This is a genomic window from Kribbella sp. NPDC026611, assembly GCF_040638345.1.
In the GTDB taxonomy this organism is placed as follows: Bacteria; Actinomycetota; Actinomycetes; order Propionibacteriales; family Kribbellaceae; genus Kribbella.
This window is the reverse complement of the sequence record NZ_JBEZYC010000002.1, coordinates 795,679-821,432: the sequence shown is the minus strand read 5'-3', so window position 1 is coordinate 821,432 and position 25,754 is coordinate 795,679. Positions and strand designations below refer to the sequence as shown.

Annotated in this window: 23 protein-coding genes; 21 read left to right on the top strand and 2 right to left on the bottom strand. The window is 69.5% G+C overall.

Annotated features, from left to right (window positions below; genetic code table 11):
* Positions 1–90: 90 nt before the first annotated feature.
* The 9 genes from pyrR to AB0E69_RS09860 are packed head-to-tail and all read left to right on the top strand — an operon-like array spanning position 91 to position 10,830.
* On the top strand, positions 91–687 hold the full coding sequence (gene pyrR, locus AB0E69_RS09900) for a bifunctional pyr operon transcriptional regulator/uracil phosphoribosyltransferase PyrR (RefSeq protein ID WP_360142244.1): 597 nt from the start codon (positions 91–93) through the stop codon (positions 685–687).
* Entirely contained in the window at positions 687–1,625 is a 939-nt protein-coding gene (locus tag AB0E69_RS09895; RefSeq protein ID WP_360142242.1) for an aspartate carbamoyltransferase catalytic subunit, read from the top strand. Before pyrR ends, AB0E69_RS09895 begins: the two co-directional genes overlap by 1 nt.
* A complete protein-coding gene (locus AB0E69_RS09890; protein ID WP_360142240.1) occupies positions 1,622–2,914 on the top strand; it encodes a dihydroorotase in 1,293 nt (430 codons plus the stop codon). The genes AB0E69_RS09895 and AB0E69_RS09890 overlap by 4 nt, the downstream gene beginning before the upstream one ends.
* The gene (locus AB0E69_RS09885) at positions 2,911–3,393 is read left to right on the top strand and encodes a hypothetical protein (RefSeq protein ID WP_360142238.1); all 483 of its coding nucleotides are present in this window, start codon (positions 2,911–2,913) and stop codon (positions 3,391–3,393) included. Before AB0E69_RS09890 ends, AB0E69_RS09885 begins: the two co-directional genes overlap by 4 nt.
* Positions 3,393–4,514: a glutamine-hydrolyzing carbamoyl-phosphate synthase small subunit gene (gene carA, locus AB0E69_RS09880; protein ID WP_360142236.1), complete on the top strand. Its 1,122-nt coding sequence runs from the start codon at positions 3,393–3,395 to the stop codon at positions 4,512–4,514. The genes AB0E69_RS09885 and carA overlap by 1 nt, the downstream gene beginning before the upstream one ends.
* The gene (gene carB / locus AB0E69_RS09875) at positions 4,514–7,861 is read left to right on the top strand and encodes a carbamoyl-phosphate synthase large subunit (RefSeq protein ID WP_360142234.1); all 3,348 of its coding nucleotides are present in this window, start codon (positions 4,514–4,516) and stop codon (positions 7,859–7,861) included. Before carA ends, carB begins: the two co-directional genes overlap by 1 nt.
* Entirely contained in the window at positions 7,851–9,026 is a 1,176-nt protein-coding gene (locus AB0E69_RS09870; RefSeq protein ID WP_360142232.1) for a quinone-dependent dihydroorotate dehydrogenase, read from the top strand. The genes carB and AB0E69_RS09870 overlap by 11 nt, the downstream gene beginning before the upstream one ends.
* On the top strand, positions 9,023–9,862 hold the full coding sequence (gene pyrF, locus AB0E69_RS09865; protein ID WP_360142230.1) for an orotidine-5'-phosphate decarboxylase: 840 nt from the start codon (positions 9,023–9,025) through the stop codon (positions 9,860–9,862). The genes AB0E69_RS09870 and pyrF overlap by 4 nt, the downstream gene beginning before the upstream one ends.
* Before the next feature lie 11 nt (positions 9,863–9,873).
* The gene (locus AB0E69_RS09860) at positions 9,874–10,830 is read left to right on the top strand and encodes a DUF4037 domain-containing protein (RefSeq protein ID WP_360142228.1); all 957 of its coding nucleotides are present in this window, start codon (positions 9,874–9,876) and stop codon (positions 10,828–10,830) included.
* Here the strand turns inward: AB0E69_RS09860 and AB0E69_RS09855 are convergent.
* Positions 10,803–11,672 carry a LysR family transcriptional regulator gene (locus tag AB0E69_RS09855; RefSeq protein ID WP_360142226.1) on the bottom strand — a complete coding sequence of 290 codons (870 nt, stop codon included), beginning with the start codon at positions 11,670–11,672 and terminating at the stop codon, positions 10,803–10,805. The genes AB0E69_RS09860 and AB0E69_RS09855 overlap by 28 nt on opposite strands.
* Before the next feature lie 69 nt (positions 11,673–11,741).
* Here AB0E69_RS09855 and AB0E69_RS09850 point away from each other — a divergent pair, with 69 nt between their 5' ends.
* The 12 genes from AB0E69_RS09850 (at position 11,742) to AB0E69_RS09795 (ending at position 24,767) form a co-directional block, all read left to right on the top strand.
* Positions 11,742–12,707: an EamA family transporter gene (locus AB0E69_RS09850; protein WP_360142224.1), complete on the top strand. Its 966-nt coding sequence runs from the start codon at positions 11,742–11,744 to the stop codon at positions 12,705–12,707.
* Between the two features lie 9 nt (positions 12,708–12,716).
* Positions 12,717–13,094, top strand: coding sequence for a hypothetical protein (locus AB0E69_RS09845; RefSeq protein WP_360142223.1), 378 nt, complete (start codon positions 12,717–12,719; stop codon positions 13,092–13,094).
* Between the two features lie 107 nt (positions 13,095–13,201).
* A complete protein-coding gene (locus AB0E69_RS09840) occupies positions 13,202–13,576 on the top strand; it encodes a hypothetical protein (protein WP_360142221.1) in 375 nt (124 codons plus the stop codon).
* 149 nt (positions 13,577–13,725) lie between these two features.
* The gene (gene mihF / locus AB0E69_RS09835) at positions 13,726–14,040 is read left to right on the top strand and encodes an integration host factor, actinobacterial type (protein ID WP_360142219.1); all 315 of its coding nucleotides are present in this window, start codon (positions 13,726–13,728) and stop codon (positions 14,038–14,040) included.
* A 68-nt stretch (positions 14,041–14,108) separates the two neighbouring features.
* Complete coding sequence (gmk, locus tag AB0E69_RS09830) at positions 14,109–14,723, top strand: guanylate kinase (RefSeq protein ID WP_360142217.1); 615 nt, start codon at positions 14,109–14,111, stop codon at positions 14,721–14,723.
* A gap of 2 nt (positions 14,724–14,725) precedes the next feature.
* Positions 14,726–15,028 carry a DNA-directed RNA polymerase subunit omega gene (gene rpoZ, locus AB0E69_RS09825; protein ID WP_325039561.1) on the top strand — a complete coding sequence of 101 codons (303 nt, stop codon included), beginning with the start codon at positions 14,726–14,728 and terminating at the stop codon, positions 15,026–15,028.
* 29 nt (positions 15,029–15,057) lie between these two features.
* Positions 15,058–16,359 (top strand): bifunctional phosphopantothenoylcysteine decarboxylase/phosphopantothenate--cysteine ligase CoaBC, encoded by a 1,302-nt coding sequence (coaBC, locus tag AB0E69_RS09820; RefSeq protein WP_360142215.1) that lies wholly within the window; start codon positions 15,058–15,060, stop codon positions 16,357–16,359.
* A 628-nt stretch (positions 16,360–16,987) separates the two neighbouring features.
* Positions 16,988–18,415: an MFS transporter gene (locus AB0E69_RS09815; RefSeq protein ID WP_360142213.1), complete on the top strand. Its 1,428-nt coding sequence runs from the start codon at positions 16,988–16,990 to the stop codon at positions 18,413–18,415.
* A gap of 89 nt (positions 18,416–18,504) precedes the next feature.
* A complete protein-coding gene (locus AB0E69_RS09810; RefSeq protein WP_360142211.1) occupies positions 18,505–19,272 on the top strand; it encodes a dihydrofolate reductase family protein in 768 nt (255 codons plus the stop codon).
* 879 nt (positions 19,273–20,151) lie between these two features.
* The gene (locus tag AB0E69_RS09805) at positions 20,152–21,264 is read left to right on the top strand and encodes a winged helix DNA-binding domain-containing protein (protein ID WP_360142209.1); all 1,113 of its coding nucleotides are present in this window, start codon (positions 20,152–20,154) and stop codon (positions 21,262–21,264) included.
* 188 nt (positions 21,265–21,452) lie between these two features.
* Positions 21,453–22,646, top strand: coding sequence for a methionine adenosyltransferase (gene metK, locus AB0E69_RS09800; RefSeq protein WP_360142207.1), 1,194 nt, complete (start codon positions 21,453–21,455; stop codon positions 22,644–22,646).
* A 93-nt stretch (positions 22,647–22,739) separates the two neighbouring features.
* Positions 22,740–24,767: a primosomal protein N' gene (locus AB0E69_RS09795; protein ID WP_360142205.1), complete on the top strand. Its 2,028-nt coding sequence runs from the start codon at positions 22,740–22,742 to the stop codon at positions 24,765–24,767.
* On the opposite strand, the gene AB0E69_RS09790 is transcribed toward AB0E69_RS09795, so the two are convergent.
* A complete protein-coding gene (locus AB0E69_RS09790; protein ID WP_360142203.1) occupies positions 24,764–25,753 on the bottom strand; it encodes a helix-turn-helix domain-containing protein in 990 nt (329 codons plus the stop codon). The genes AB0E69_RS09795 and AB0E69_RS09790 overlap by 4 nt on opposite strands.
* Position 25,754: the final 1 nt, after the last annotated feature.

Here is a 25,754-nt window from a genome sequence, read left to right as displayed (position 1 = left end):
AGACGGCGTGTCACATCCGATACCATGTCAAGCGGTCCGAACGTCCTTTAAAGACCCGTCCAGAGAGGCGGGAAAGGAGGAACGGTAGCAATGTGCCCTGCCCAGAGTGCAGAGACACCAGATCTCGCGCAGCCGCCGAAACGCAGCAGCCGCGAGGTCCTGGACGCTTCCGACATATCCCGGGCACTGACCCGGATCGCGCACGAGATCCTCGAGCGCAACCGCGGCGCCGACCCGGTCGTGCTGCTCGGTATCCCGACCCGCGGCGTCCCGCTGGCCCGCCGAATCTCGGCCCGGATCCAGGCGGTCGAGGGGCAGAGTGTGCCGACAGGGTCACTCGATGTGACGATGTACCGCGACGACATCGGCCTCAAGCCACCGCGCGGCCTGGAGCACACCGACATCCCGCCCGGCGGGGTCGACGGCAAGGTCGTGGTCCTCGTCGACGACGTCCTGTTCTCCGGCCGCACCATCCGCGCCGCCCTCGACGCGCTCGGCGACATCGGCCGCCCGCGCGCGGTCCAGCTCGCCGTCCTCGTCGACCGCGGCCACCGCGAGCTGCCGATCCGCGCCGACTACGTGGGCAAGAACCTGCCGACCTCGCTGGTCGAGCGGGTCACCGTCCACCTCACCGAGTACGACGGGGAAGACGCCGTCCTGATCGCCGACAAGGGGGCGAAGAGCTGATGCGCCACCTGCTGAGCGCCGGCGACCTGAGCCGCGACGAGGCCCAGCTGATCCTGGACACCGCCGAGGAGATGCGGTCGCTGAACGACCGCCCGATCAAGAAGCTGCCGGCCCTGCGCGGCCGGACCGTAGTCAACCTGTTCTTCGAGGACTCGACCCGGACCCGGATCTCGTTCGAGGCGGCCGCCAAGCGGCTGTCGGCGGACGTGATCAACTTCTCCGCCAAGGGCTCGAGTGTGAGCAAGGGCGAGAGCCTCAAGGACACCGCGCTGACGCTGCAGGCGATGGGCGCGGATGGCGTGGTCTGCCGGCACGGCTCGTCCGGCGCGCCGCACCTGCTCGCGACCTCGGGCTGGATGACGGGCTCGGTGGTGAACGCCGGTGACGGGACGCACGAGCACCCGACGCAGGCCCTGCTCGACGCGTTCACGATGCGGCGGCACCTCGGCTCGCTCGAGGGCCGCCGGATCACGATCGTCGGCGACGTCCTGCACTCGCGGGTCGCCCGGTCCAACGTGCTGCTGCTGTCCACGCTCGGGGCCGAGGTGACGGTGGTCGCGCCGCCGACGCTGCTGCCCGTCGACATGAGCAGCTGGCCGTGCGTCACGTCGTACGACCTCGACTCGGCGCTGCCGAAGAGCGATGCGGTGATGATGCTGCGGGTCCAGCGCGAGCGGATGAACGACGCGTTCTTCCCGAGCGCCCGCGAGTACACCCGGCGGTACGGGCTGGACGTGCACCGGATGGCACAGCTGCCGGACGACACGATCGTGATGCACCCCGGGCCGATGAACCGCGGGATGGAGATCAGCGCCGAGGTCGCCGACTCGACCCGATCCGTGATCGTCGAGCAGGTCACCAACGGCGTGGCGATCCGGATGGCCGTGCTGTACCTGCTGCTATCTGGAAGTAACGACACCGAGGAGCACACCGCATGACCGCGTACCTGATCACCGGCGCCAAGATCCTGGGCGGTGACGCGGCCGACCTGCTCGTCGGCAACGGCGAGATCCTTGCCGTCGGCACTGATCTCGACAAGCCGCGGGACGCCGAGACCATCGACGCCGCCGGGCTGATCGCGCTGCCGGGCCTCGTGGATCTGCACACGCACCTGCGCGAGCCGGGCCGGGAGGACGCGGAGACCGTTCTCACCGGCACCCGCTCGGCCGCGGCCGGCGGGTTCACAGCCGTCTTCGCGATGGCCAACACCGACCCGGTGGCCGACACCGCCGGGGTGGTCGAGCAGGTCTGGCGCCTCGGCCGCGACGCCGGGTACGCCGACGTGTACCCGATCGGCGCGGTCACGGTCGGCCGCAAGGGCACGCAGCTCGCGGAGCTCGGCGCGATGGCCGACTCGGCCGCCCGGGTCCGGGTGTTCTCCGACGACGGCGACTGCGTCTGGGACGCGGCGCTGATGCGGCGCGCGCTCGAGTACGTGAAGGCCTTCGACGGCACGATCGCCCAGCACGCGCAGGAGCCACGGCTCACCCAGGGCGCGCAGATGAACGAGGGAGCGCTGTCCGGCGTGCTCGGCCTGACCGGCTGGCCGAGCGTCGCCGAGGAGGCGATCATCGCTCGCGACATCCTCCTGAACGCGCACGTCGGCTCGAAGTTGCACATCTGCCACCTCTCCACCAAGGGCTCGGTCGAGATCGTCCGGGCCGCCAAGAAGCGCGGTCTGGAGGTCACGGCCGAGGTGACGCCGCACCACCTGCTGCTTACCGAGGACCTGGCCGCGTCCTACAACCCGGTCTACAAGGTGAACCCGCCGCTGCGGACCAAGGCGGACGTCGAGGCGGTCCGCGAGGGCCTGGCCGACGGCACGATCGACATCGTCGCCACCGACCACGCGCCGCACCCGGTCGAGGACAAGGACTGCGAGTGGAGCGCGGCTGCCTTCGGGATGACCGGGCTGGAGACGGCGCTGAGCGTCGTCCAGCACGCGATGGTCGACACCGGCCTGCTGACCTGGGCCGAGGTCGCGGACCGGATGAGCTACCGCCCGGCCGCGATCGGTCAGGCCGCCGACCACGGCCGCCCGCTCGAGGCCGGTGCGCCGGCCAACCTCGTGCTCGTCGACCCGTCCGCCGAGCGCACGGTCGTCCCCGAGCAGACTGCCTCGCTGTCGCGGAACACGCCGTACGTCGGGATGACGCTGCCTGGCCAGGTGGTGGCGACGTTCCTGCGCGGTACGCCGACGGTGCTGGACGGGAAGCTGACTCGGTGAAGACCGCTCTTGGCATTCTGGGCACGCTGCTGGTGCTGGCAGTGGCCTACTACGGCATGTACCGGGGCTGGCGGAACCGTCAGTCCCGGCAGGCCGACCTCTCGCCGCTGCCCGCGGTTCCCGAGGACAAGACCCGCGGCGTGGAAGGGATCTACGTCGCGACGACCAGTGCCGGCGACTGGATGGACCGGATCGCCGTGCACGAACTGGGCGTCCGCGCCACCGCGGACCTGGCCGTCAGCGAGGCCGGCCTGATCTTCCACCGGCAGGGCGCGGCGGACGTGTTCATCCCCGCGGACCAGCTGACCGCCGTCCGGACCGACCGTGGCATCGCCGGCAAGGTGACCGCGGAGAAGTCCGGCCTGGTCGTGGTCACCTGGACCCACGCCGGCCGCGAGCTCGACACCGGGTTCCGCCCGCGTCGCAAGGCCGACACCGCCGCCCTGACCGCATCCATCTCGACCCTGATCGGAGCATGATGAGCCAGCCAGCGCTGCTGGTCCTCGAGGACGGCCGGGCGTTCGCCGGCACGTCGTACGGGGCAACCGGAGAGACCTTCGGCGAGGCGGTCTTCACCACCGGGATGACCGGCTACCAGGAGACACTGACCGACCCGTCGTACCACCGGCAGATCGTCACCCAGACCGCCCCGCACATCGGCAACACCGGGATCAACGACGAGGACGACGAGTCGCAGAAGATCTGGGTCTCCGGGTACGTCGTCCGCGACCCCGCCCGCGTTCCCTCGAACTGGCGCGCGAAGCGGTCGCTCGACGACCAGCTGAAGGCCCAGAACATCGTCGGGATCTCCGGGATCGACACCCGCGCCCTCACCCGGCACCTGCGGGAGCGCGGCGCGATGCGGGCCGGGATCTCGACCGAGATCCTGGATCCCGCGGCGCTGCTGGCGAAGGTCCTCGAGCAGCCGGCGATGGCCGGCGCCGATCTCGCCGACGAGGTCACGACGCCCGAGAGCTATCTGGTCCCGGCCGAAGGCGAGAAGCGGTTCACGGTGGTCGCGCTGGATCTTGGGATCAAGTCGATGACGCCGAAGCGGATGGCCGAGCGCGGCATCGAGGTGCACGTGCTGCCGGCCACCGCGTCGCTGGACGAGGTGCTCGCGGTCAAGCCGGACGGGATCTTCATGAGCAACGGTCCCGGCGACCCGGAAACCACCGAGCACCCGACGACGCTGCTCAAGGAGCTGCTGCAGCGCGGCACGCCGTACTTCGGGATCTGCTTCGGGAACCAGGTGTTCGGCCGGGCGCTCGGGCTGGGCACGTTCAAGCTGAAGTACGGGCACCGCGGGATCAACCAGCCGGTCCTCGACCGGGCCACCGGGAAGGTCGAGATCACCGCGCAGAACCACGGGTTCGCCGTCGACGCGCCGCTCGACTCGGTCGTGGAGACGCCGTACGGAATCGCTGAGGTGTCGCACATCTCGCTCAACGACAACGTGGTCGAGGGGCTCAAGCTGACCGGCCGCGACGGCCGGGTGCTTGCTTTCTCTGTCCAGTACCACCCTGAAGCGGCCGCGGGTCCGCACGACTCGGCGTACCTGTTCGACCGCTTTGTCGAGCTGATGGAAGGACGGGCCTGATGCCCCGGCGTACAGACATCGAGTCGGTGCTCGTCATCGGCTCCGGCCCGATCGTGATCGGTCAGGCCTGCGAGTTCGACTACTCCGGCACCCAGGCCTGCCGGGTGCTCCGCGAGGAGGGTTTCCGCGTCGTCCTGGTGAACTCCAACCCGGCCACGATCATGACCGACCCGGAGTTCGCGGACGCGACGTACGTCGAGCCGATCACCCCGGAGTACGTCGAGAAGGTGATCGAGAAGGAGCGCCCGAACGCGTTGCTCGCGACGCTCGGCGGCCAGACCGCGCTGAACGCGGCGATCGCCCTGCACGAGAACGGTGTGCTGGAGAAGTACGGCGTCGAGCTGATCGGCGCGTCCGTGGACGCGATCCAGCGCGGCGAGAACCGGGAGTCGTTCAAGCAGATCGTCGAGAAGCTCGGCGCGTCGGTCGCGCGGTCGGTGATCTGCCACACGCTGGACGACGTGATGGGCGCCGCCGAGCAGCTCGGGTACCCGCTGGTGGTCCGGCCGTCGTTCACGATGGGCGGCGTCGGCTCCGGGATGGCGTACGACGAGGCTGACCTGCGCCGGATCGCCGGGGCCGGCCTGCACGCGAGTCCGACCACCGAGGTGCTGATCGAGGAGTCGATCCTCGGCTGGAAGGAGTACGAGCTGGAGGTGATGCGCGACAAGGCCGACAACGTCGTGATCATCTGCTCGATCGAGAACGTCGACCCGATGGGCGTGCACACCGGCGACTCGGTCACGGTCGCGCCGGCGATGACGCTGACCGACCGCGAGTACCAGACCATGCGGGACCTTGCCATCGGCATCATCCGCGAGGTCGGCGTCGACACCGGCGGCTGCAACATCCAGTTCGCGGTGAACCCGGCCGACGGCCGGCTGATCGTGATCGAGATGAACCCGCGGGTCTCCCGCTCGTCCGCGCTGGCGTCGAAGGCGACCGGCTTCCCGATCGCCAAGATCGCCGCGAAGGTTGCCATCGGCTACACCCTGGACGAGATCCCGAACGACATCACGCAGCAGACGCCGGCCAGCTTCGAGCCGGTGCTGGACTACGTCGTGGTGAAGGTGCCGCGGTTCGCGTTCGAGAAGTTCCCGGCCGCCGACGCCACGCTGACCACGCACATGAAGAGCGTCGGCGAGGCGATGGCGATCGGCCGGAACTACACCGAGGCGCTGCAGAAGGCGCTGCGCTCGCTGGAGAAGCCGGCCGCCCGGTTCTCCTGGGCCGGCCAGCCCGCGACCGAGCTGGAGCCGTTGCTGGAGGCAATCAAGACGCCGCAGGACGGCCGGCTGCGGATCATCATGGACGCGATCCGGGCCGGCGCCTCGCCGGAGCAGATCTTCGAAGCGACGCACATCGACCCGTGGTTCGTGGACCAGCTGTACCTGATCCACGAGACCGCCCTGCAGGTCGCGGCCGCGCCGCGGCTGACGCCGGACGTGCTGATGCTGGCCAAGCGGCACGGTTTCTCGGACCTGCAGCTGGCCGAGATCCGCGGTCTCACCGAGGACGTCGTCCGCGGGGTCCGGCAGGCGCTCGGGATCCGGCCGGTCTACAAGACGGTCGACACCTGTGCCGCCGAGTTCAAGGCCGAGACGCCGTACCACTACTCGTCGTACGACGAGGAGAGCGAGGTCGCGCCGCGGACCGAGCCGGCGGTCCTGATCCTCGGCTCCGGGCCGAACCGGATCGGGCAGGGGATCGAGTTCGACTACTCCTGCGTGCACGCGTCGATGGCGCTGCGCGAGGCCGGCTACTGCACGATCATGGTGAACTGCAACCCGGAGACGGTCTCGACCGACTACGACACCTCCGACCGGCTCTACTTCGAGCCGCTCACCTGCGAGGACGTGCTCGAGATCGTGTACGCCGAGATGCAGGCCGGGCCCGTCGCGGGCGTGATCGTGCAGCTCGGCGGGCAGACACCGCTGGGGCTGGCGCAGCGGCTCGCGGATGCCGGCGTACCGATCGTCGGTACCTCGCCGGAGGCGATCCACCTGGCCGAGGAGCGGGGTGCGTTCGGGAAGGTGCTCGCGGACGCTCAGCTGCCGGCGCCGAAGCACGGGACCGCGCTCTCGGCCGAGGAGGCGCAGGGCGTCGCGGCGGAGATCGGGTTCCCGGTGCTGGTGCGGCCGTCGTACGTGCTCGGTGGGCGCGGGATGGAGATCGTCTACAGCTCGAGTGAGCTGAGCGCGGCGCTGGAGCGGCTCGGCGGCGGGCAGGCGTTCGAGCACCCGGTGCTGATCGACCGGTTCCTGGACGACGCGGTCGAGATCGACGTGGACGGGCTGTTCGACGGTTCCGAGTTGTTCCTCGGCGGGGTGATGGAGCACATCGAGGAGGCCGGGGTGCACTCCGGTGACTCGTCGTGCGCGCTGCCGCCGATCACGCTCGGGAACGCGGACATCGAGAACATCCGGCGCTCGACCGAGGCGATCGCGCGCGGCGTCGGCGTCCGTGGGCTGCTCAACGTCCAGTACGCGCTGGCCGGGGACGTGCTCTACGTGCTGGAGGCGAACCCGCGGGCGTCCCGGACCGTACCGTTCGTGTCGAAGGCGACGGCGACGCCGCTGGCCAAGGCGGCGGCGCGGGTGATGCTCGGAGCCTCGATCGCTTCGTTGCGCTCGGAGGGCATGCTGCCGGCGGTCGGCGACGGCGGGACGTTGCCGACTTCGACGCCGATCGCGGTGAAGGAAGCGGTGATGCCGTTCAACCGGTTCCGGACCGTGGACGGGAGGTCGGTGGACACCGTGCTTGGGCCGGAGATGAAGTCGACCGGCGAGGTGATGGGCATCGACGACACGTTCGGGACCGCGTTCGCGAAGTCGCAGGCCGGGGCCGGTGGGCCGCTGCCGGCGGACGGGAAGGTGTTCGTGTCGGTCGCGAACCGGGACAAGCGGCACATGATCTTCCCGGTGAAGCGGCTGGCGGATCTCGGCTTCCAGATCTACGCGACCGAGGGCACCGCGGACGTACTGCGGCGCAACGGGGTCGAGGCGGTCACGGTCCGGAAGAGCAGCCAGGGGCCGGGGCCGAACGGTGAGCCGACGATCGTCCAGATGGTCCAGGACGGCGAACTCAACCTGATCGTCAACACCCCGATCGGGATCACGCAGGGCGGGTCGCCGCGGCTGGATGGGTACGAGATCCGGAGCGCGGCGGTCGCTCGCAACATCCCGTGCATCACGACGGTCCAGGGCCTGGCCGCCGCCGTCCAGGGCATCGAGGCGCAGCGCGCCGGCGACATCGGCGTCAGATCCCTCCAGGACTGGGTCCCGAGAATCCGCGGCATCCAGCCGGACGGCGCCCAGCCCGAGAGTGTCCGAGCCGATGGCGTCTGACTCCAGGGACCCCGGGCCCACCCGGCCCGGGCCGGCGGAGTCCGGCCAGGCCGGGACCGGGCCGACGGTGCCCGAGCCGACGTCTGACCCGGCGATGGCCGAGCCGATCGCGGTGCGGCCTACGGCGTACCAGCGGTTTGTGCGGCCGGTGCTGTATCGGTTGGGCAAGGGTGATGCCGAGGTGGCGCACGAGCAGACGCTGAGAGGGATGCGCCTGCTCGGGCGCGTCCCGGGCGCTGCTGCTCTCGGGTCCCGGGTGTACGGCGCGGGATCCTCCGGCCCGGTGCATTCGGTCTTCGGCATCCGGTTCCCGTCCCGCGTCGGACTCGCCGCGGGCATGGACAAGAACGGGATCGCCCTGCGCGCCTGGCCCGCGATCGGCTTCGGCTTCGTCGAGGTCGGCACAGTCACCGCGCACCCGCAGCCCGGCAACGAGAAGCCCCGGTTGTTCCGGCTGGTCGAGAACGAGGCCGTGATCAACCGGATGGGCTTCAACAACCTCGGCAGCGAGGCGCTGGCCGCGCGGCTGGCGGCGTACGGCGAGCTCGGCTACCCACTCGGCATCTCGATCGGGAAGTCCAAGATCACCCCGCTCGAGGACGCGGTCGCGGACTACGTGACCTCGCTGCGCCGCCTGTACCGGTACGGCGACTACTTCGCGGTCAACGTCTCCTCCCCGAACACCCCAGGACTGCGCGCGCTCCAAGACGCCGGCCACCTCCGCGAGTTGCTGACCGCGCTCCACACCGAAGCAGCCGCGATGACGGTTGCCGGCCTCGACCCGAAGCCGATCCTGGTCAAGATCGCCCCCGACCTCACCACGTCGGCGATCGACGAGCTCCTCCAGGTCTGCACCGACGTCGGCGTCGCCGGCATCATCGCCACCAACACCACCATCGACCGGTCCGCCGTCGCAGGCCATCCGTTGGCCGCCGAGACCGGCGGCCTGTCGGGGCGCCCGCTGACCGAGATCTCGGCCAAGACCGTCGCCCACATCCACAACGAGACCGGGGGAGCGCTGCCGATCATCGGCGTAGGAGGGATCCTCGACCCGTCGGACGCCGTCCGCCTGGTCGACGCGGGCGCCAGTCTAGTCCAGGTCTACACAGGTTTGATCTACCGGGGACCAAGCCTGATCCGCCAGCTCAACAGGAGTTTGCCATGAGCAACAACAAGCCGTTCGGCGCCCGCCTGCGGGCCACGATGGACGCCCGCGGCCCGCTGTGCGTCGGTATCGACCCACACCAGCACCTCCTCGACGCCTGGGGCCTGCCGGACACCGCCGAAGGCCTCGCCTCGTTCACGTACGGCGTCGTCGACGCGCTCGCCGACCGGGTCGCGATCTTCAAGCCGCAGTCGGCGTTCTTCGAGCGCTTCGGTTCGGCCGGCGTCGCCGTACTCGAGCGGGCGACGATCCGCCTGCGTGACGCCGGCGCCCTGGTGATCATCGATGCGAAGCGCGGCGACATCGGAACGACGATGGCCGGCTACGCGGCGGCGTACCTCGCCGAGAAGGGTCCGCTGGCGTGTGACGCGCTGACGGTCAGCCCGTACCTCGGCTTCGGATCGTTGCAGCCGGCGATCGACGAGGCACGCGAGTCCGGCGCTGGGCTGTTCGTGCTCGCGCTGACCTCCAACCCGGAGGGTCCGCAGTTCCAGACCGCTCGGACGGCCGACGGCTCGACGGTTGCCGGGGCAGTCCTCGACGGTCTTCGCGCGTTGAACGCCGACGTGGACGGGCTGGGCTCGTTCGGCGCGGTCGTTGGCGCCACCATCAGCTCGACCGACGAGAACCTGGACATCAACGGCCCGCTGCTCGCCCCTGGCCTCGGGGCCCAGGGCGGGACGGCCGAGAGCCTGCAGCAGGTGTTCGGTACGGCGGTCCGCAACGTCGTCCCGTCCAGCTCCCGGGAGATCCTCGGTGCCGGGCCCAGCCCGACCGGGCTGCAAGCCGCGGCCGATCGGGCAAACGACGCGTACCGGACGGTGCTCGGGTACTAGTCTTCGGTCGCATGTCTGGTCTGGAGATCTGCGCACGGTTCTATGACGAGGTGGTCGGACCGCAGGTCGACGCGCCGCACAGCGCGGCGTTGCTCGGCCGCGGCTCGGAGGTGCTCGGCTTCGACGACGAGATGTCGACCGACCACGACTGCGACGCGCGCGTCCTGTTTTTCGTCGCTGAGGGAACCGAGTTGCGACCAGAGCTGCCGACGACGTTCGAGGGCCGGCCGACGCTGGTCGAGGTACACACGCTCCGCGAATACTTCCGCGCGCAGTTGGCGTTCGATGTCGATGCCGGATTGACCACTGCCGACTGGCTGACGTTTCCCGAGTCGATTCTCCGGCAGCACACCGCGGGTGGCGTGTTCCACGACGACCTCGGCCTCGAGGCGATCCGTGCTCGGCTGGCGTACTACCCGGACGATGTCTGGCGCTATCTGCTGATCACCGCCTGGTGGCGGGTCCATCCGGAGATGAACCTCGTCGGGCGGGTCGGGTACGTCGGCGACGAGCTGGGATCGGCGTTGATCGGCGCGCAGCTCGTGCAGGACCTGATGCGGTTGTGCTTCCTGATCGAACGAACCTATGCGCCGTACTCGAAATGGTTCGGTACGGCGTTCAGCCGGCTGTCCTGCGGCCCGGCGATGGCGCCGGTGCTGCGCGAGGTCCTGCGGGCCGAGACGTGGCAGGAACGCGAAGAGGCACTGATGGCGGCGTATCGCGCTGTCGGCGACCTGCACAACCGGCTCGGCGTCACCGCGCCGATCGAGCTCGGTGTCGAACAGCTGTGCGGACGGCCGTTCAAGGTCGTCTGGGGAGACTTCATCGGCGCGCTCTCCGCCGGCATCCAGGACCCGGAGGTACGGCGGATCGCCGATCGCTGGCCCGTCGGCGGCATCGAGCAGGTCCGGAACGTGTTGTGGAAGGCACCGGATCGACGTCACCTGGTCGCGCTGCTCGACTCCTGATAGAGCTTCGTCAGCAGGTCGACGGCCGCCTGGGTTGCCGGGTGCGGGTCCTCGCGGTGCCAGATCAGGTGGACATCGACGGGCGGGGCGTCGCGGAGCGGGCGGTAGACGACACCGTCGCGGCGGTACTGCGTGATCGTGGCCTGCGGCGTGATGCCGACGCAGCGGCCGGACGAGATCGCGGCCAGCCAGTCGTCGACGTCGTTCGTGTACTCGATCCGCGGGCGCGCGTCCTCGGGCCACAGATCGATCGTCGTGCTCCCCGTCCGGCGATCGATGACGATCGTCCGATCACGGAGCTGATCGAGCGAAAGCGCCCGCTTCCGGATCAGCGGATCGTCCGCCGGCAGCACGCCGTACCGCTGCTCCTGTGTGAGCAGCACGTGCGCGAACCGGCCGAGCTCCAGGTGGCTGCGGACCACTGCGAGATCGCAGAGCCCTTCGGCCAGGCCGCCGGTCGCGGTGTTCGTGCGGATCAGCTGGAGCTCGACCTCGGGATGTGCTCCCGCCCACCGGCGCTGGAACTCCGTCGTGTGCTGCCCGAACGCGGACCACGCGTGCCCGACCCGCAGCCGGGTGTGACCGCTCGTCGCCTCGCTTACGAGTTCGTCGATCTCGGCGAGGACCTGCCGTGCCCGCGCCAGCACCTGCACGCCCGCTGTGGTCGGCGTGATCGATCGGCTCGTCCGGTGCAGGAGGCGAACACCCAGCCGTTTCTCGAGGCTCAGAAGGTTCCGGGATACGGCAGCTTGCGAGATCCCGAGCTCGATCGCCGCGTCCGTGAACGTCCCATTCTCGACGATCGCGACCAGGCAGCGCAGGTGCCGCAGTTCGAGATCCATGACTCCAGCGTATAGATCGCCACGGGTCTGCATTTTGCCGGCGGCCGCCGTGGACCGACGCTCATGATCGTGAGGAGAAACAGGTTGGCCGGTGTGGCGATGATGCTGGGCAGTGGTCTGTCGACACAGATCGGTGCCTCGGTGGCGGCGCTCGCGTTCCCGGTGATCGGACCGGCGGGCGTGGTGGCGATCCGCCAATGGGTAGCGGCCGTCGTACTGCTTTCGGTCGGTCGGCCGCGGTTACGTTCGATCACGGCCCGCCAGTGGCGCCCGGTCGTCGGGCTCGCGCTGGTGTTCGCGGTCATGAACCTGTCGTTGTACACGGCAATCGATCGGGTGGGCCTCGGCCTGGCGGTCACGCTGGAGTTCCTCGGGCCGCTTGCTGTTGCCCTTCTTGGTTCACGGCGCGTGCTGGACCTGGTCTGTGCGCTCGTCGCCGCGCCCGCGGTTGTGCTGCTGACCCGTCCACAGGTCACGACGGACTACCTCGGCGTGGGCCTCGGTCTGCTGGCCGCGGTCGGCTGGGCGTTCTACATTCTGCTCAACCGCACGGTCGGCCGGGAGTTGCCGGGAGCAACGGGTTCGGCCGTCGCGGCCGGGCTTTCCGGGCTGGCGTACGTCCCGGTCGGCGTCGTCGTGCTGCTGCATCACCCGCCGACGGTCGCGGCAGCGTCGTACGCCTTGGTGGCCGGCGTGATGTCGTCGGCGGTGCCGTTCCTGGTTGACCTGTTGACGTTGCGGCGGGTGCCGGCGCAGTTCTTCGGCGTGTTCATGAGCGTGAACCCGGTGCTCGCCGCGCTGGTCGGTCTCGTCGTACTGCATCAGCAGCTCGCGGCGATCGACTGGATCGCGATCCTGGTGATCGTGTCGGCGAACGCGGCGGCTGTTGCCTTCAGCCGCGACGCGGCAGATCACGGCCCGGTTCCAACCGGGCCGTGCGATGTTCTTCACGGCGTGCCGGAGCTCCCGGTGACCCCGGGGTTCGGAAGGGTTGCGCGGGACGGGGAGCGACGGTCTTCCCGCGCGACACAGTGAAGGAATGCGATGCGGAAGCTGGCAGCCCTCGCGGCCGTGGTCACCATCAGCGCCGGCGCCCTGACGGCGTGCTCGGGTGGCGACTACTGCGGTGACCTCAAGAGCTACACCGAGGCCGCGAAGAACGTCGACATCAAGAACTCCGACCAGGTCGGCAAGATGCTCGACAAGGCGAAGAAGGTGTCGAAGTCGGCCCCGGACGACCTGAAGGACGACTGGAAGGTCGTCATCGACTACGCCGAGAAGGCGCAGGACGCCAAGGGCGACCAGAAGAAGCTGCTGGCGCTGGCGCAGGCGGACGGTTCGAAGATCGCGCCCGCACTACAGAACATCACCAAGCAGGCCAAGGACACCTGCAAGATCGACGTCCCCGGCGCCGGTAACTGACCCATCCGTTCGGACCGCCGCCCCCCTGCGCGGGCGGCGGTCCGCCGGTTTGGTGGCGGAAAGTATCGCTTTCCGATGATTTGGTGACTGCCGGTAGCCTTCGGGATGTGAAGCGCACACTCGCCCTCGCCCTCACCGTGATCGTCGGTGCCGCCTCCCTCACTGCCTGCACCGAGGAGCAGGCGTACTGCGTGGACCTCGGCAAGTACGCCGCCAAGGCCGTCGACGTCGACCCGCAGCAACCGGTCGACTACGTGAGGATCCTGGACGACGCGAAGAAGCTGCAGGACTCCGCGCCGGCCGACGTGAAGGACGACTGGGGTGTCGTCGTCGCGTTCGCGGAGAAGGCGAAGAAGGCCGGTTCCGACCGGGTCGAGCTGGCCAGGCTGAGCAAGCAGACCGGCAGCGTGATGACGGCGTACAAGAACATCAGTACGCATGCGAAGGACGCCTGCAAGGTCGACGTACCGGCACTGAACTGATCATCTGATCGGCCACTGGCCTCCTGTTCCGCACAGGCTTATCGTTCCAATCCTCGCCCAATCCGCGCCTGCCCCGGGCCACGGCCTGACCGGGGTCTGAACCCGTGTTAGGTTCCCTTGCGAAGCCACACAACGGGACAGGTGAAACGGTGCCACTTCCTTCTTTGACCCCGGAGCAGCGCGCGGCCGCTCTGGACAAGGCCGCGGCGGCGCGGCGTGAACGAGCCGAGATCAAGAACCGGATCCGGCATTCGGGAGCGTCTCCGACGGAGGTGCTCCACGAGGGGCAGACGAACGACGTCATCGGCAAGATGCGGGTGACCCAGCTGCTGCAGTGCATCCCCGGTGTCGGCAAGGTCCGGGCCCAGCAGATCATGGAGCGGGCCGGGATCTCGGAGACGCGGCGGGTGCGCGGCCTCGGCTCGAACCAGATCGCCGCGCTCGAGCGCGAATTCGCCGAGTGAGCCAGACCGAAATTCGCCGCGAGGGGCGGACCGATATCCGGTCCGGCTCGTTGGACACTGGTGTGACGATGACCACGCTCCCGAACGACCCTGCCCCTGCCCCCGGTGACGCGCCGGCACGGCTGACCGTGCTGGCCGGACCGACCGCGGTCGGGAAGGGGACGGTCGCCGCCGACATCCGCGAGCGGTACCCGGACATCTGGATCTCGGTGTCCGCCACGACCCGCAAACCGCGGCCGGGCGAGGTGCACGGGGTGCACTACCTGTTCGTGTCCGACGCCGAGTTCGACCGGATGATCGCGGCCGGTGAGCTGCTGGAGTGGGCGGTCGTCCACAAGGCGGCCCGGTACGGTACGCCCCGGCAGCCGGTGCTGGACAAGCTCGCCGAGGGCCGGCCCGCGCTGCTGGAGATCGACCTGCAGGGTGCCCGCCAGGTCCGCGACACGATGCCGGACGCGCATTTCGTGTTCCTGGCGCCGCCGAGCTGGGACGAGCTGGTACGCCGCCTGGTCGGGCGCGGGACCGAGACCGCCGAGGAGCGCGAGCGCCGGCTGGAGACCGCCGTCCTCGAACTGGCGGCCGAGAAGGAGTTCGACGTGACGATCGTGAACGCCTCGGTTCGGGAGGCGGCCGATCAGTTGGTAAAGTTGATTCGATCACCCTCCATCTCTGGAAAGAGCTGAACTTGTCTGGCAACCAGCCCGTCGCCATCGGCATCACCTCGCCGCCGATCGACGACCTGCTCACGCACACCGACTCGAAGTACAAGCTGGTGCTGTACTCGGCCAAGCGCGCGCGGCAGATCAACGCCTACTACTCCCAGCTCGGCGAGGGCCTGCTGGAGTACGTCGGACCGCTGGTCGAGACCCACGTGCAGGAGAAGCCGCTCTCGATCGCAATGCGCGAGATCAACGAAGGCGTCCTGACCTGCACGGACATCGACCCCGAGGCCGAGGCGGAAGCCGCTGCCGCGGAGAAGTCCGAGTAACTGACTGACGACCGGGATCGGAGCCAGTGATGTCCGGAACCGGTGACCAGACCCCCGTGACCCCAGTCGGTCCGGGGGCTGACGTCGTGCCCGCCGGCAGTAGGCACAAGCCGAACGTCGTGCTCGGGGTCGGCGGTGGTATCGCGGCGTACAAGGTCTGTGACCTACTGCGACGGCTGACCGAGTCCGGGCACAGTGTGCGCGTGGTGCCGACGGCGGCCGCGCTGGAGTTCGTGGGGGCTGCGACGTGGGCGGCGTTGTCGGGGCAGCCGGTGACGGCGGATCCGTTCGACGACGTGCAGGAAGTGCCGCATGTGCGGATCGGGAAGGCCGCTGAGCTGGTCGTGGTCGCGCCCGCGACGGCGAACCTGATCGCGAAGGCTGCGCACGGGCTGGCTGATGATCTGCTGACGAACACGCTGCTGACCGCACGGTGTCCGATTCTGTTTGCGGCCGCGATGCACACGGAGATGTGGGAGCACCCGGCGACGCAGGCAAACGTCGCCACGCTGCGGTCGCGCGGTATCACCGTGCTGGACCCTGCGGTGGGGCGGCTGACCGGTAAGGACACCGGGCGCGGGCGGTTGCCGGAGCCCTCGGAGATCTTCGCGATCAGCCAGCTGATGCTCGCGGACCAGGCCGCGCGGGCGGCCGGTCAGTCGGTCGCCGATCTGACCGGGAGGCACGTGCTGATCTCGGCCGGCGGGACCCGCGAGCACCTCGACCCGGTCCGGTACCTCGGCAACTCGTCGTCCGGGAAGCAGGGTTACGCCCTCGCGCGGATCGCCGCCGCGCGCGGCGCCAAGGTCACGCTGGTCGCCGCCAACTCGGAGCTCCCGGACCCTGCCGGTGTGCAGGTCGTGCCGGTGGTCTCCGCGCGCGACCTGTACGAGGAGATCACTGCGCGCGCGGCCGATGCCGACGCGATCGTGATGGCCGCCGCGGTGGCGGACTTCCGGCCCGCGGACGTGGTCGAGCACAAGATCAAGAAGACGGCCGACGGCGCCGTACCCGCGGTCAACCTGGTGCAGAACCCCGACATCCTGCACACCATCTCCCACGACCGCGCCCGCCCCGACCAGGTCATCGTCGGCTTCGCCGCCGAAACCGGCGACGCCGACCGCACGGTCCTCGAGCTGGGCCGCGCCAAACTCGCCCGCAAAGGCTGCGACCTGTTGGTCGTCAACGACGTCTCCGGCGGCAAGGTCTTCGGCAGCGACCTCAACGAAGCAGTAATCCTGGACCGCACCGGCACGTCCCTACCCGTCCCCTCCGGCTCCAAAGACGCCCTGGCCGGCGTCATCTGGAACCTAGTAGCCACCCACTGGTAGCCGGATCAGTCCCACGCGCGCTACGCGGGCGCTACCTTCGTCGCTACGCTCCTCACCGCACCTGCTCACGCGCTCCCACCCACCCCCGGCTTGGCGCCGTACTTTCCGCTGCGCGGAGCTTCGGCTGCGCCGGGCTTCCGGCTGCCGCCGGCGGCTGACCGCGCCCTCATCACCTACCCGGCCCGACGGCCGACGCGCCGGCTACGCGTGCTCCTACGTCGCCCGCTACGCCGGTGCTTACAGGAACCCGGTCCCGCCGAAACGCTCTCCGCCGGACAGCCCGATCCGTGGGCGACCCGACGCGTGTGCACCTCCCGCCAAGTTCTGGCCAGAGGCCACGCCTGCCCTACCCCTTCGCCCTCACCCGCTCCGCCCCCGCCACAGGCCGTGTGGCGGCGTTCGCGGCGTACGCGCACGACCTACGGGTTTCCATCGAACGCCGGGGCTGCAAATCATCAGTCCTGGGGATGTCCGGGCGTCGGTGGGTTGGGCAATCTGCAGGTGGCGCGAGCCTGGTTGTCGGATTGGGGCGGCGGGGTTCGTTGCGGGGGTAGGCCGGCCAGGAGGGTGCGGCCCTCGAGAGCAGGGACACGATCATGAAACTGACGACCGTAACGCAGGTGCCGCGATGACGGCCGTGGCGGCGACTGTGACGGCTGTTCGTCCGGCGTCCTCCCGGTTGATGTGGGCGATTCTGGCCATGGTGCTGCTCGCCGACGCGCTGGATGTGATCGACGCGTCCGTCACGAATATCGCGGCACCGACGATCGCCGCGGACCTGCAGGGTGGGCCGGGGCTGATCAAGTGGCTGGGTACGGCGTACATGCTCGCCATGGGCGTACTGCTCGTGGTCGGCGGCCGGCTGGGCGACAAGTACGGGCAGCGCAGGCTCTTCCTGATCGGGATGGCCGGCTTCACGGCCGCCTCCGCGGTGGCGGGGCTCGCGTCCGATCCGGCGTTGCTGATCGTGGCGCGGGTCGCGCAGGGCGGGTTCGGCGCGCTGCTGATCCCGCAGGGCATGGCGATCATGACGAAGACGTTCTCGCCGGAGATGCTGACCAAGGCGTTCTCGCTGTTCGGCCCGCTGCTCGGCATCGCCGGCATCGGCGGTCCCGTCCTCGCCGGCTTCATCGTCACCGCCGACCTGTTCGGGCTGTCCTGGCGCCCGATCTTCCTGATCAACGTGGTCCTGGGCGTGATCGGCATCGCGGTGGCGAGCAGGATCCTTCCGCACGACGACGGCGACCGCTCGACGGTGGTCGACGGCTGGGGCTCGGCTCTGCTCGGCGGCGCGATGTTCGGCCTGCTGTACGGGCTCATCGAGGGCTCGACCAACGGCTGGACCACGGTCCCGATCGCCTCGATCGTCGCCGGCCTCGGCTTCTTCGCCGCCTTCGCGCGCCGTCAGTCGACCGCCGCGGAGCCGCTGGTCAAGCCGTCGCTGCTGCGCAACCGCGGATTCACCTCCGGCATGATCCTCGGGCTCGTCATCTTCGCCGTCACGACCGGATTGGTCTACGTACTGTCGCTGTTCCTGCAGGAAGGACTGCACGCCTCGCCGAGCGGCGCGGCGCTGGCGTTGCTTCCGCTGACGCTGGGCGTCATGGTCGCTGCGTTCGCCGCGATGGGCGGGCTGGCTGCGAAGCTCGGCCGTACCCTGGTCTTCATCGGAATGGCGGTCATCCTGGCCGGCTCCGGCTGGGTACTCGCGCTGGTCAGCGTCTCAGGTACCGGCGTCGGGTTGTGGGCACTCGTCCCTGCCGTCTTCGTGATCGGCATCGGACTGGGCTGGTGCTACGGCACGGTCTTCAACGTGGCCCTCGGCGACATCAGCCCCGAAGAAGCCGGTACTGCGAGCGGCTCGATGAGTTCGATCCAGCAGCTCGCCGCCGGCATCGGATCCGCCGGCGTCACCTCGATCTTCTTCCAGACCGCGAACTCGGGCTTTGATCACGCGATGCGAATCTGCCTGATCGTCGTCCTCGGCCTGACCGCGCTCAGCGTCCCTCTGGTCGCACTGATGCCCCGCAAGGCCCTCGAAGAACCGCACGAGTGATCGGCGCTCGCGAGTACTGGGCCGACATCGGCCCAGTACTTGTCGGTGGTGGCTGGTAGGTCTGTTCTCCGGCAACGGAGGAGGGCACGATGCGGGAGCGGCCGCGGGTGGTGGTCAGTGTCGGGGCCAGTGTGGACGGGAAGGTAGCGCTGAGGCGGGACGCGCTCTCGATGCGCCAACCGAATACGGATCTGTGGGCTGCGATGACGCCGCCGGCTGCTGATCCGGTCGCGATTGATGTTCTTGAGCTGGTCAGGCAGCAGTACGGGTGCAATGCCGTCCTCGAAGGCAGCGGCAGCCTGGTGACCGAGGACGAGGTCCCGGAGAAGCTGCCGGAGTACGACGGTGACGCTGCTGTGCTTTATCAGCACTTCCTTCCGGCGGATATCACCGAACAGCCTTCGCCGCCGCACATGTGGTTCACCGTCGTCGACAGCCGCGGACGAGTGCGCTGGACCGAGGACAACGAGAACTGGGACGCCCTGGTCCTGGTGACGCGCTCAACGCCGCCCGACTATCTCGCCTACCTCCGCCGAAAACGCATCTGCTACCTCGTAGTCGGCGAGCACCGAGTCGACCTCGCGGAGGCCATCGCCGCGATGGGCACCGAGCTCGGCATCGCCTGCATCCTGTCGGCCGCAGGCGGCGGCCTCAACGGCGCTCTACTGAGAGCAGGCCTCATCGACGAGCTCCACGTAACACTCGCCCCCACCCTCGTTGGCGGCCTAGACACCCCATCCATCACGGACGGCCCACCCCCAGCCCCAGGCGAGCCCCCAGCCCAACTCCAACTACTCTCCACCCACACAGACACCACCGGCACAATCCGCCTCCACTACGCGGTGCTTGGACACTGACCTCCACTCCAGCAGGTCACGACACAGCCTGCTCGGTCCGTTTGCACTACGCCGAGGCCGGACGCTGAACTCCACCGATCAAACCAGCACGACGACCGGAGCGGTCGCCATCTGCGGCTCTCACCACCACGCACTGGTTCGCGGAGACCCGGCCGGTCTCTCCGCTCAACGCACGCCCGTCCCCGAACCCCCTCCGCGAAACGATGCTTCTCCGGAGCACCGGCGTAGCGGGCGACCGGGGCAGGACGCGGAGCCGGGATGTCGGCGGTCCGGTCGGGTATGGGATGAGAGCGAAACCAACTGACGTAGTCGAACGCCGGCGGTTCCCGGCAACTCCGTCGTAAGCCGGGGGTGGGTGGGAGCGCGTGGAGCGGCCACGGTGAGCAGCGGAGGAGCGGTCGGGCGGTCAGCGCCTGATCGATGGACGAACGCAGGTTTGCGGATCGCCAGGCGGCCACACCCGCGCGATGCGTATCGGGGATCGGATAGCGGAGCCTTTGCACGCGTTGGGTCGCCTGCGTACCAGCCCGATCCGGGCTCAGCGGTTGCAGAGGACACCTGGGGTCGCCTGCGCACCAGACTCATCCGGAGTAGGCGACCCCGCGGGTCCGGGTTCCTGGGAGCACCGGCGGAGCGGGCGACGCAGGAGTCCGCGGAGTCGGCGCGTCGGGGTCTGCTCGGGTAGTTGATCGGGGCGCGAACACCTGAGGTTGTCGCACGCCCGCGGTAGCCGGCAGATACGGCGCTGAGCCGGGGGCGGGTGGGAGCTCCTGGAGCAGGGCGCGGTGAGGAACGGAGCGACGAAGTTAGCGGCTGCGTAGGGGGCGTGGGCTGCTTTTAGGTCAGAAGGTGTCCGCTTTGGGGGTTAGCGTCGGGGGTATGGAGATCAGTTGGCGTGGGGTTGTTGCGCGGCGGATGGAGAGGCAGTTTCTTGCCGCGCAGGCGGGGAGTGCGGTTGAGGCGGTGCGGGGGATGTGTGGGGCTCATGCGCAGATCCAGGCGGCGGGTGAGGTGTCGGTGGCACTGCGGGTGAAGGAGGCTACTCGCGAGACCGTGCAGCAGGACCCAGGGCTGGTGAAGACGTTCGGGCCGCGGGGGACCGTGCACCTGCTGCCCTTGGCGGATTTGCCGATGTGGACCGGCGCGCTCTCGGCTCTTCCGGGTACGTCGACCCAGCCGGTGCCGATCCGGATGTCGCCGGCCGAGGTCGAGAAGGTGGTTGCCGCCGTGGGGGAAGCGCTCGCGCACGACGATCTGACCGTCGACGAGTTGACGGAGGAGGTGGTTGCGCGGACCGGGGACTGGGCGCGCGAGCCGACGATCCCGGCGTTCCAGGGGGCCTGGGCACGGTGGCGGCAGGCGATTTCGGTGGCGGCGAACGCGGGTGTGCTCTGCTACGGACCCATGCGCGGCCGCAAGACGACGTACTCGAACCCTCATCGCCTCAAGCCGTTCCAGCCGATGCCGGCCGAGAAGGCGCTCATCGAGCTGCTCGACCGGTACCTCCACGCCTACGGCCCCTCGACCCCGCAGTACTTCGCGCGCTGGCTCAAGACCACCCCGGCCGTCGTCAAGCCGTACTTCGCCGATCTCCCGAAGGGCCGGCTAGCAGACCAAACGGTTTGGTATGCCGCAGGCGACGACGACTTCGCCGAGAAGTCAATCCCGGAGCTCCGCCTGCTGCCGTACTTCGATGCGTACGGCGTCGGCAGCTACCCGCGCGAGCTGCTCTTCCCCGGCAAGGCGTTCGCCCGGGCGACGGCCCGAGGGCAAGCCGGCAACTATCCACTCCTGCTCATCGACGGCATCGTCGCCGGCGTCTGGCACCAGAGAAAGACCGGTCGTGCACTCCACGTCACCGTCGAAGCACTCCGCCCGCTCAACCGCCGCCGGCGCGGGCTGCTCGAGGCTGAGGTGGACCGCCTTGCTGCCATCCTGGGCTGCGTACCGTCGCTCACACTCGGCGAGGTAACGGTCGGCGCGCACGCCTGAAAACCGCCTCGGCGTCCGACATGTGGTCGCCATTCCCATATGATGGACGAATTCGGAGCGTCACCGGGACGCGGGCGGAAACTGCTGGCATACTTCCCAAGATGCATCGCCAACCGCCGGTGCATGGGGGGATCGCGCGGTCGCACCAGCACATGGCCGGGCGGCACAAGAGGAACCGAGGGAGAACTGTGGCGAGGCGCCTTTTCACGTCCGAGTCCGTGACCGAGGGTCACCCGGACAAGATCGCTGACCAGATCAGCGACTCCATCCTCGACGCGTTGCTGGCCGAGGACCCGAAGAGCCGGGTCGCGGTCGAGACCTTGATCACCACGGGTCTGGTCGTTGTGGCGGGTGAGGTCACCACGACGGCGTACGTCGACATTCCCGGGATCGTGCGGTCGCGCATCCTGGAGATCGGCTACGACTCGTCGCTGAAGGGCTTCGACGGTGCGTCCTGTGGGGTGCAGGTCGCCATCGGCAGCCAGTCGGCGGACATCGCTCAGGGTGTCGACACGGCGTACGAGACGCGCTCGGCCGCGTCGGAGGACGCGCTGGACCTGCAGGGGGCAGGCGACCAGGGACTGATGTTCGGCTACGCGTCCAACGAGACGCCGGAGCTGATGCCGTTGCCGATCACGATCGCGCACCGGCTGTCCGAGCGGCTCTCCGAGGTCCGCAAGAACGGCACGCTCGCGTACCTGCGGCCGGACGGCAAGACCCAGGTCACGGTCGAGTACGACGGTGACAAGGCGGTCCGGATCGACACCGTGGTGGTGTCCAGCCAGCACGCGGCCGACATCAGCCTGGACTCGATGCTGACGCCGGACATCAAGAAGCACGTCGTCGACCCGGTGCTCGAGCAGTTCGACATCGACTCGGCGGACTACAAGCTGCTGGTGAACCCGACCGGCCGGTTCGAGATCGGCGGCCCGATGGGCGACGCCGGGCTGACCGGGCGGAAGATCATCATCGACACGTACGGCGGGATGGCGCGGCACGGTGGTGGCGCGTTCTCCGGCAAGGACCCGTCCAAGGTGGACCGGTCGGCGGCGTACGCGATGCGCTGGGTGGCGAAGAACATCGTCGCCGCCGGGCTCGCGGACCGGGTCGAGTGCCAGGTCGCGTACGCGATCGGCAAGGCCGCGCCGGTCGGCTTCTACGTCGACACGTTCGGCACCGAGAAGGTGCCGGTCGCCAAGATCGCCGACGCGGTCCGCGAGGTCTTCGACCTGCGGCCGGCCGCGATCATCCGCGACCTGGACCTGCTCCGCCCGATCTACGCCCAGACCGCGCGGAACGGCCACTTCGGCCGCACCGGCGAGGACTTCACCTGGGAGCGCACCGACCGCGTCGAGGCCCTCAAAGCCGCGGTCACCCAGTAAGTACTGCGTGAACGGCCCGGCAAGTGCCGGGCCGTTCGTGCGTTGTCCACAGGCCTCCCACGAAGTGTCGGCTCGGCCGACTAACATTTCACGGTGACATCGCACGAGCCGGAGCAACTGACGCTGCTGCGGAAGACTGTGCGCAAGTCGCGGACCAAGGAACCGGCCGAGATCACCGAGTCGTTGCCGGTGGCACGGATCGCGGTGGACGTCTCTCTGCCGCACCTGGACCGGCCGTTCGACTACCTGGTGCCCGAGGACCTGGCCGCGGCGGCCCAGCCGGGTGCCCGGGTGAAGGTCCGGTTCGCCGGTAAGGACCTCGACGGGTTCGTGCTCGAGCGGCGTGCGGAGTCCGACCACGACGGCAAGCTGGTCCGGATCCGCAAGGTCGTGTCGCCCGAGGCGGTGCTGACGCCGGAGATCGCGGATCTGTGCCGCGCGGTCGCCGACCGGTACGCCGGAGTGTTCGCCGACGTCACCCGCCTCGCCGTACCGCCACGGCACGCGAAGGTCGAGGGCGAGCCGCTGCGGTGCGACCAGCCGGCCCGGCCGCCGGTGTCGACGTCGCGGTCGGAGTGGTCGCCGTACCCGAGCGGCTTCCTCGATGCGGTCGCGCGGGCGGAGGCGCCGCGGGCGGTGTGGACCGCCGTACCGGGTGCGGACTGGGCGATCGCATTTGCGCAGGCCGCGGCTGTGTGTGCCGCGTCGGGGCGCGGTGCGTTGCTGCTGGTGCCGGATGCGAGGGACTTGGCGCGGTTGGCGGAGGCTTGCAAGGAGGTGCTGGGGGAGAGCGGATTCGTCTCGCTGTCCGCGGATCTTGGGCCGACGGCTCGGTACCGCGCGTTCCTCGCGGCGTTGCGCGGCTGTGCGCGCGTGGTGATCGGGACGCGGGCGGCCGCGTTCGCGCCGATTGCGAACCTCGGGCTGGTGGCGTTGTGGGACGACGGCGACGACTCGTACGCCGAACCGCGGGCGCCGTACCCGCACGCGCGGGAAGTGCTGCTGTTGCGAGCGTTCCGGCAGAAGTGCGCGGCATTGATCGGTGGGTACGCGCGGTCCGCAGAGGCGGCGGCGCTGATCGAGTCCGGGTTCGCGCACGAGCTGATCGCGGACCGGAAGGCGATCCGGGCGGCAGCGCCGTCGGTGCACATCGCGGGGGAGTCGGACATCGATCTGGCCCGGGATCCGTCGGCGCGGGCGGCGCGATTGCCGTCGCGGGCGTTCGAGATTGCACGGTACGGGTTGAAGACCGGGCCGGTGCTCGTGCAGGTGCCGCGCGCCGGGTACCTGCCGAGCCTGGTGTGCCAGACGTGCCGGGCGCCGTCCCGGTGTGCGACGTGTGGCGGGGCGTTGCGCCGTACCGGTGGATCTGGGCCGGCGAGCTGCAGTGTGTGCGGGCGGCCCGCGGCCGATCATCGGTGCCCGGAGTGCGGCGATACCCGGATGCGCGCGGCGGTGATCGGGGCCCGGCGTACGGCGGAGGAGCTCGGGAGAGCGTTCCCGGGTGTTCTCGTGCGTACTTCGGGCGGCGACAACATGCTGGACGTTGTCTCTGGCGAGCCGGCGCTGATCGTGACCACGCCGGGAGCCGAGCCGGTCGCGGAGGGCGGGTACGCCGCCGCGCTGTTGCTGGACACGTGGTTGATGCTCGCGCGACCGGATCTGCGCGCTCCGGAAGAGGCGGTACGGCGCTGGTTCAACGCCGCCGCGCTGGTCCGGCCGGCCGGCGCGGGCGGGATGGTGATCCTCGTCGGCGACCCGTCCGCGCTGCAACTGCAAGCCATCGTCCGCTGGAGTCCCGAGGGTTATGCGACCCGCGAGGTGGAGGATCGTCGCTCGGCTCGGCTGGCGCCCGCCGCGAAGCTTGCCGAAGTCACCGGTCCTTCGGACTCCGTTGCTGACCTGATTACACATCTTCGAGCGCTGCTCGCGCCGTCCGCCGGGCTCGAGGTCCTCGGGCCGGTGGACGTGGACGACGAGACGGTCCGGGCGATCGTACGAACCCCGCGAGCCCACGGCACGGCGCTGGTCCGCGCGCTCAAGGAAGCCCAGGCAACGCGCACCACGAAGAAGTCCCCGGGCTCGGTCCGGATCCAGGTGGATCCACCGAGCTTCGGTTAGGCGGTTGAGGCGAGGCGGGTGGAGGCGTCGAGGAGCTGACTGCCCAGGGGAGTGCGGTAGTACAGGACCGCTCGCCCGTCACGCCGTGAGTCGACCACACCGGCGTTGCGCAGGATGCTGAGGTGGACGCTCAACGTCGGTGCCGACACCCCGAGCTGGTGCGCGAGATGCGTCGTCGACATCGGCAGATCCAGATGACCGACGATCGCCGCCCGCGTCCGCCCGACCAGATCCGCCAGCGGCGACTCCGTTGTGTCTCTCTGGCTCTCCCACAGCCGCCCGAGCCCACGCGGCGGGTACGTAATCGTCGGTACGTGCGGTGCCGAGGTCACCGCAAGGCCCGCCGGCCAGGTGAACACGCAGGGCACCAGCAGCACACCCTGCCCGGCCATCGGTACGCCGTCGCAGCAGAACGGCCGGTCGATCTCGATCCGGTCCGCGCTGTACCGGATCGAGGGATGCAGGTTCCGGAACAGCCGCTCGATCCCGCCGCTCGCGAGCTCGTCCATCCGGAACGCGAGATCCTCCTGCAGCAACGCCCGCATCCGCCGCCAGTCCGGCTCGATCGCGTGTCTCCAGTACGTCTCGAGCGCCGACGTGATCAGGTCGAGCGCTCGCTCCGGGTTGCCGATCAGCTCCGGGAGCACCGGGTTCGGTGTTTCCTCACTCAGCTGCACGAGCTCGCGGACGACGAGATCGTGCGGGGTCGCCGCGATCGCGGCCAGCCCCGACTCTAGACTCGTCGACCGCCGCGGCGGCGCCGGCGTGATGAAGTCCGGGATGTAGCCGACCGGCGGAATCAGTGCCCTGAGCAACGTCAGGTCGTCGCCCTGGATCGTCGGCCGGACCTTCCGCAGCCACGGCCCGTGCACGCTGCGGGCAGTGTTGTTGCTCAGCGCCCGAACGCTGGTCACCGCCTCCCAGACCGGCGAGAGCGCGAACCGGATCCGCCCGACGTCCTCGGCACTCAGTCTGATCGTGATCACT

Bases quoted from the DNA above. Each gene is read 5' to 3' on its own strand.
- pyrR (WP_360142244.1), top strand. From the start codon at position 91: ATGTGCCCTGCCCAGAGTGCAGAGACACCAGATCTCGCGCAGCCGCCG.
- AB0E69_RS09895 (WP_360142242.1), top strand. From the start codon at position 687: ATGCGCCACCTGCTGAGCGCCGGCGACCTGAGCCGCGACGAGGCCCAG.
- AB0E69_RS09890 (WP_360142240.1), top strand. From the start codon at position 1,622: ATGACCGCGTACCTGATCACCGGCGCCAAGATCCTGGGCGGTGACGCG.
- carA (WP_360142236.1), top strand. From the start codon at position 3,393: ATGAGCCAGCCAGCGCTGCTGGTCCTCGAGGACGGCCGGGCGTTCGCC.
- carB (WP_360142234.1), top strand. From the start codon at position 4,514: ATGCCCCGGCGTACAGACATCGAGTCGGTGCTCGTCATCGGCTCCGGC.
- AB0E69_RS09870 (WP_360142232.1), top strand. From the start codon at position 7,851: ATGGCGTCTGACTCCAGGGACCCCGGGCCCACCCGGCCCGGGCCGGCG.
- pyrF (WP_360142230.1), top strand. From the start codon at position 9,023: ATGAGCAACAACAAGCCGTTCGGCGCCCGCCTGCGGGCCACGATGGAC.
- AB0E69_RS09860 (WP_360142228.1), top strand. From the start codon at position 9,874: ATGTCTGGTCTGGAGATCTGCGCACGGTTCTATGACGAGGTGGTCGGA.
- AB0E69_RS09855 (WP_360142226.1), bottom strand. From the start codon at position 11,672: ATGGATCTCGAACTGCGGCACCTGCGCTGCCTGGTCGCGATCGTCGAG.
- AB0E69_RS09845 (WP_360142223.1), top strand. From the start codon at position 12,717: ATGCGGAAGCTGGCAGCCCTCGCGGCCGTGGTCACCATCAGCGCCGGC.
- gmk (WP_360142217.1), top strand. From the start codon at position 14,109: ATGACCACGCTCCCGAACGACCCTGCCCCTGCCCCCGGTGACGCGCCG.
- coaBC (WP_360142215.1), top strand. From the start codon at position 15,058: ATGTCCGGAACCGGTGACCAGACCCCCGTGACCCCAGTCGGTCCGGGG.
- AB0E69_RS09815 (WP_360142213.1), top strand. From the start codon at position 16,988: ATGACGGCCGTGGCGGCGACTGTGACGGCTGTTCGTCCGGCGTCCTCC.
- AB0E69_RS09810 (WP_360142211.1), top strand. From the start codon at position 18,505: ATGCGGGAGCGGCCGCGGGTGGTGGTCAGTGTCGGGGCCAGTGTGGAC.
- AB0E69_RS09805 (WP_360142209.1), top strand. From the start codon at position 20,152: ATGGAGATCAGTTGGCGTGGGGTTGTTGCGCGGCGGATGGAGAGGCAG.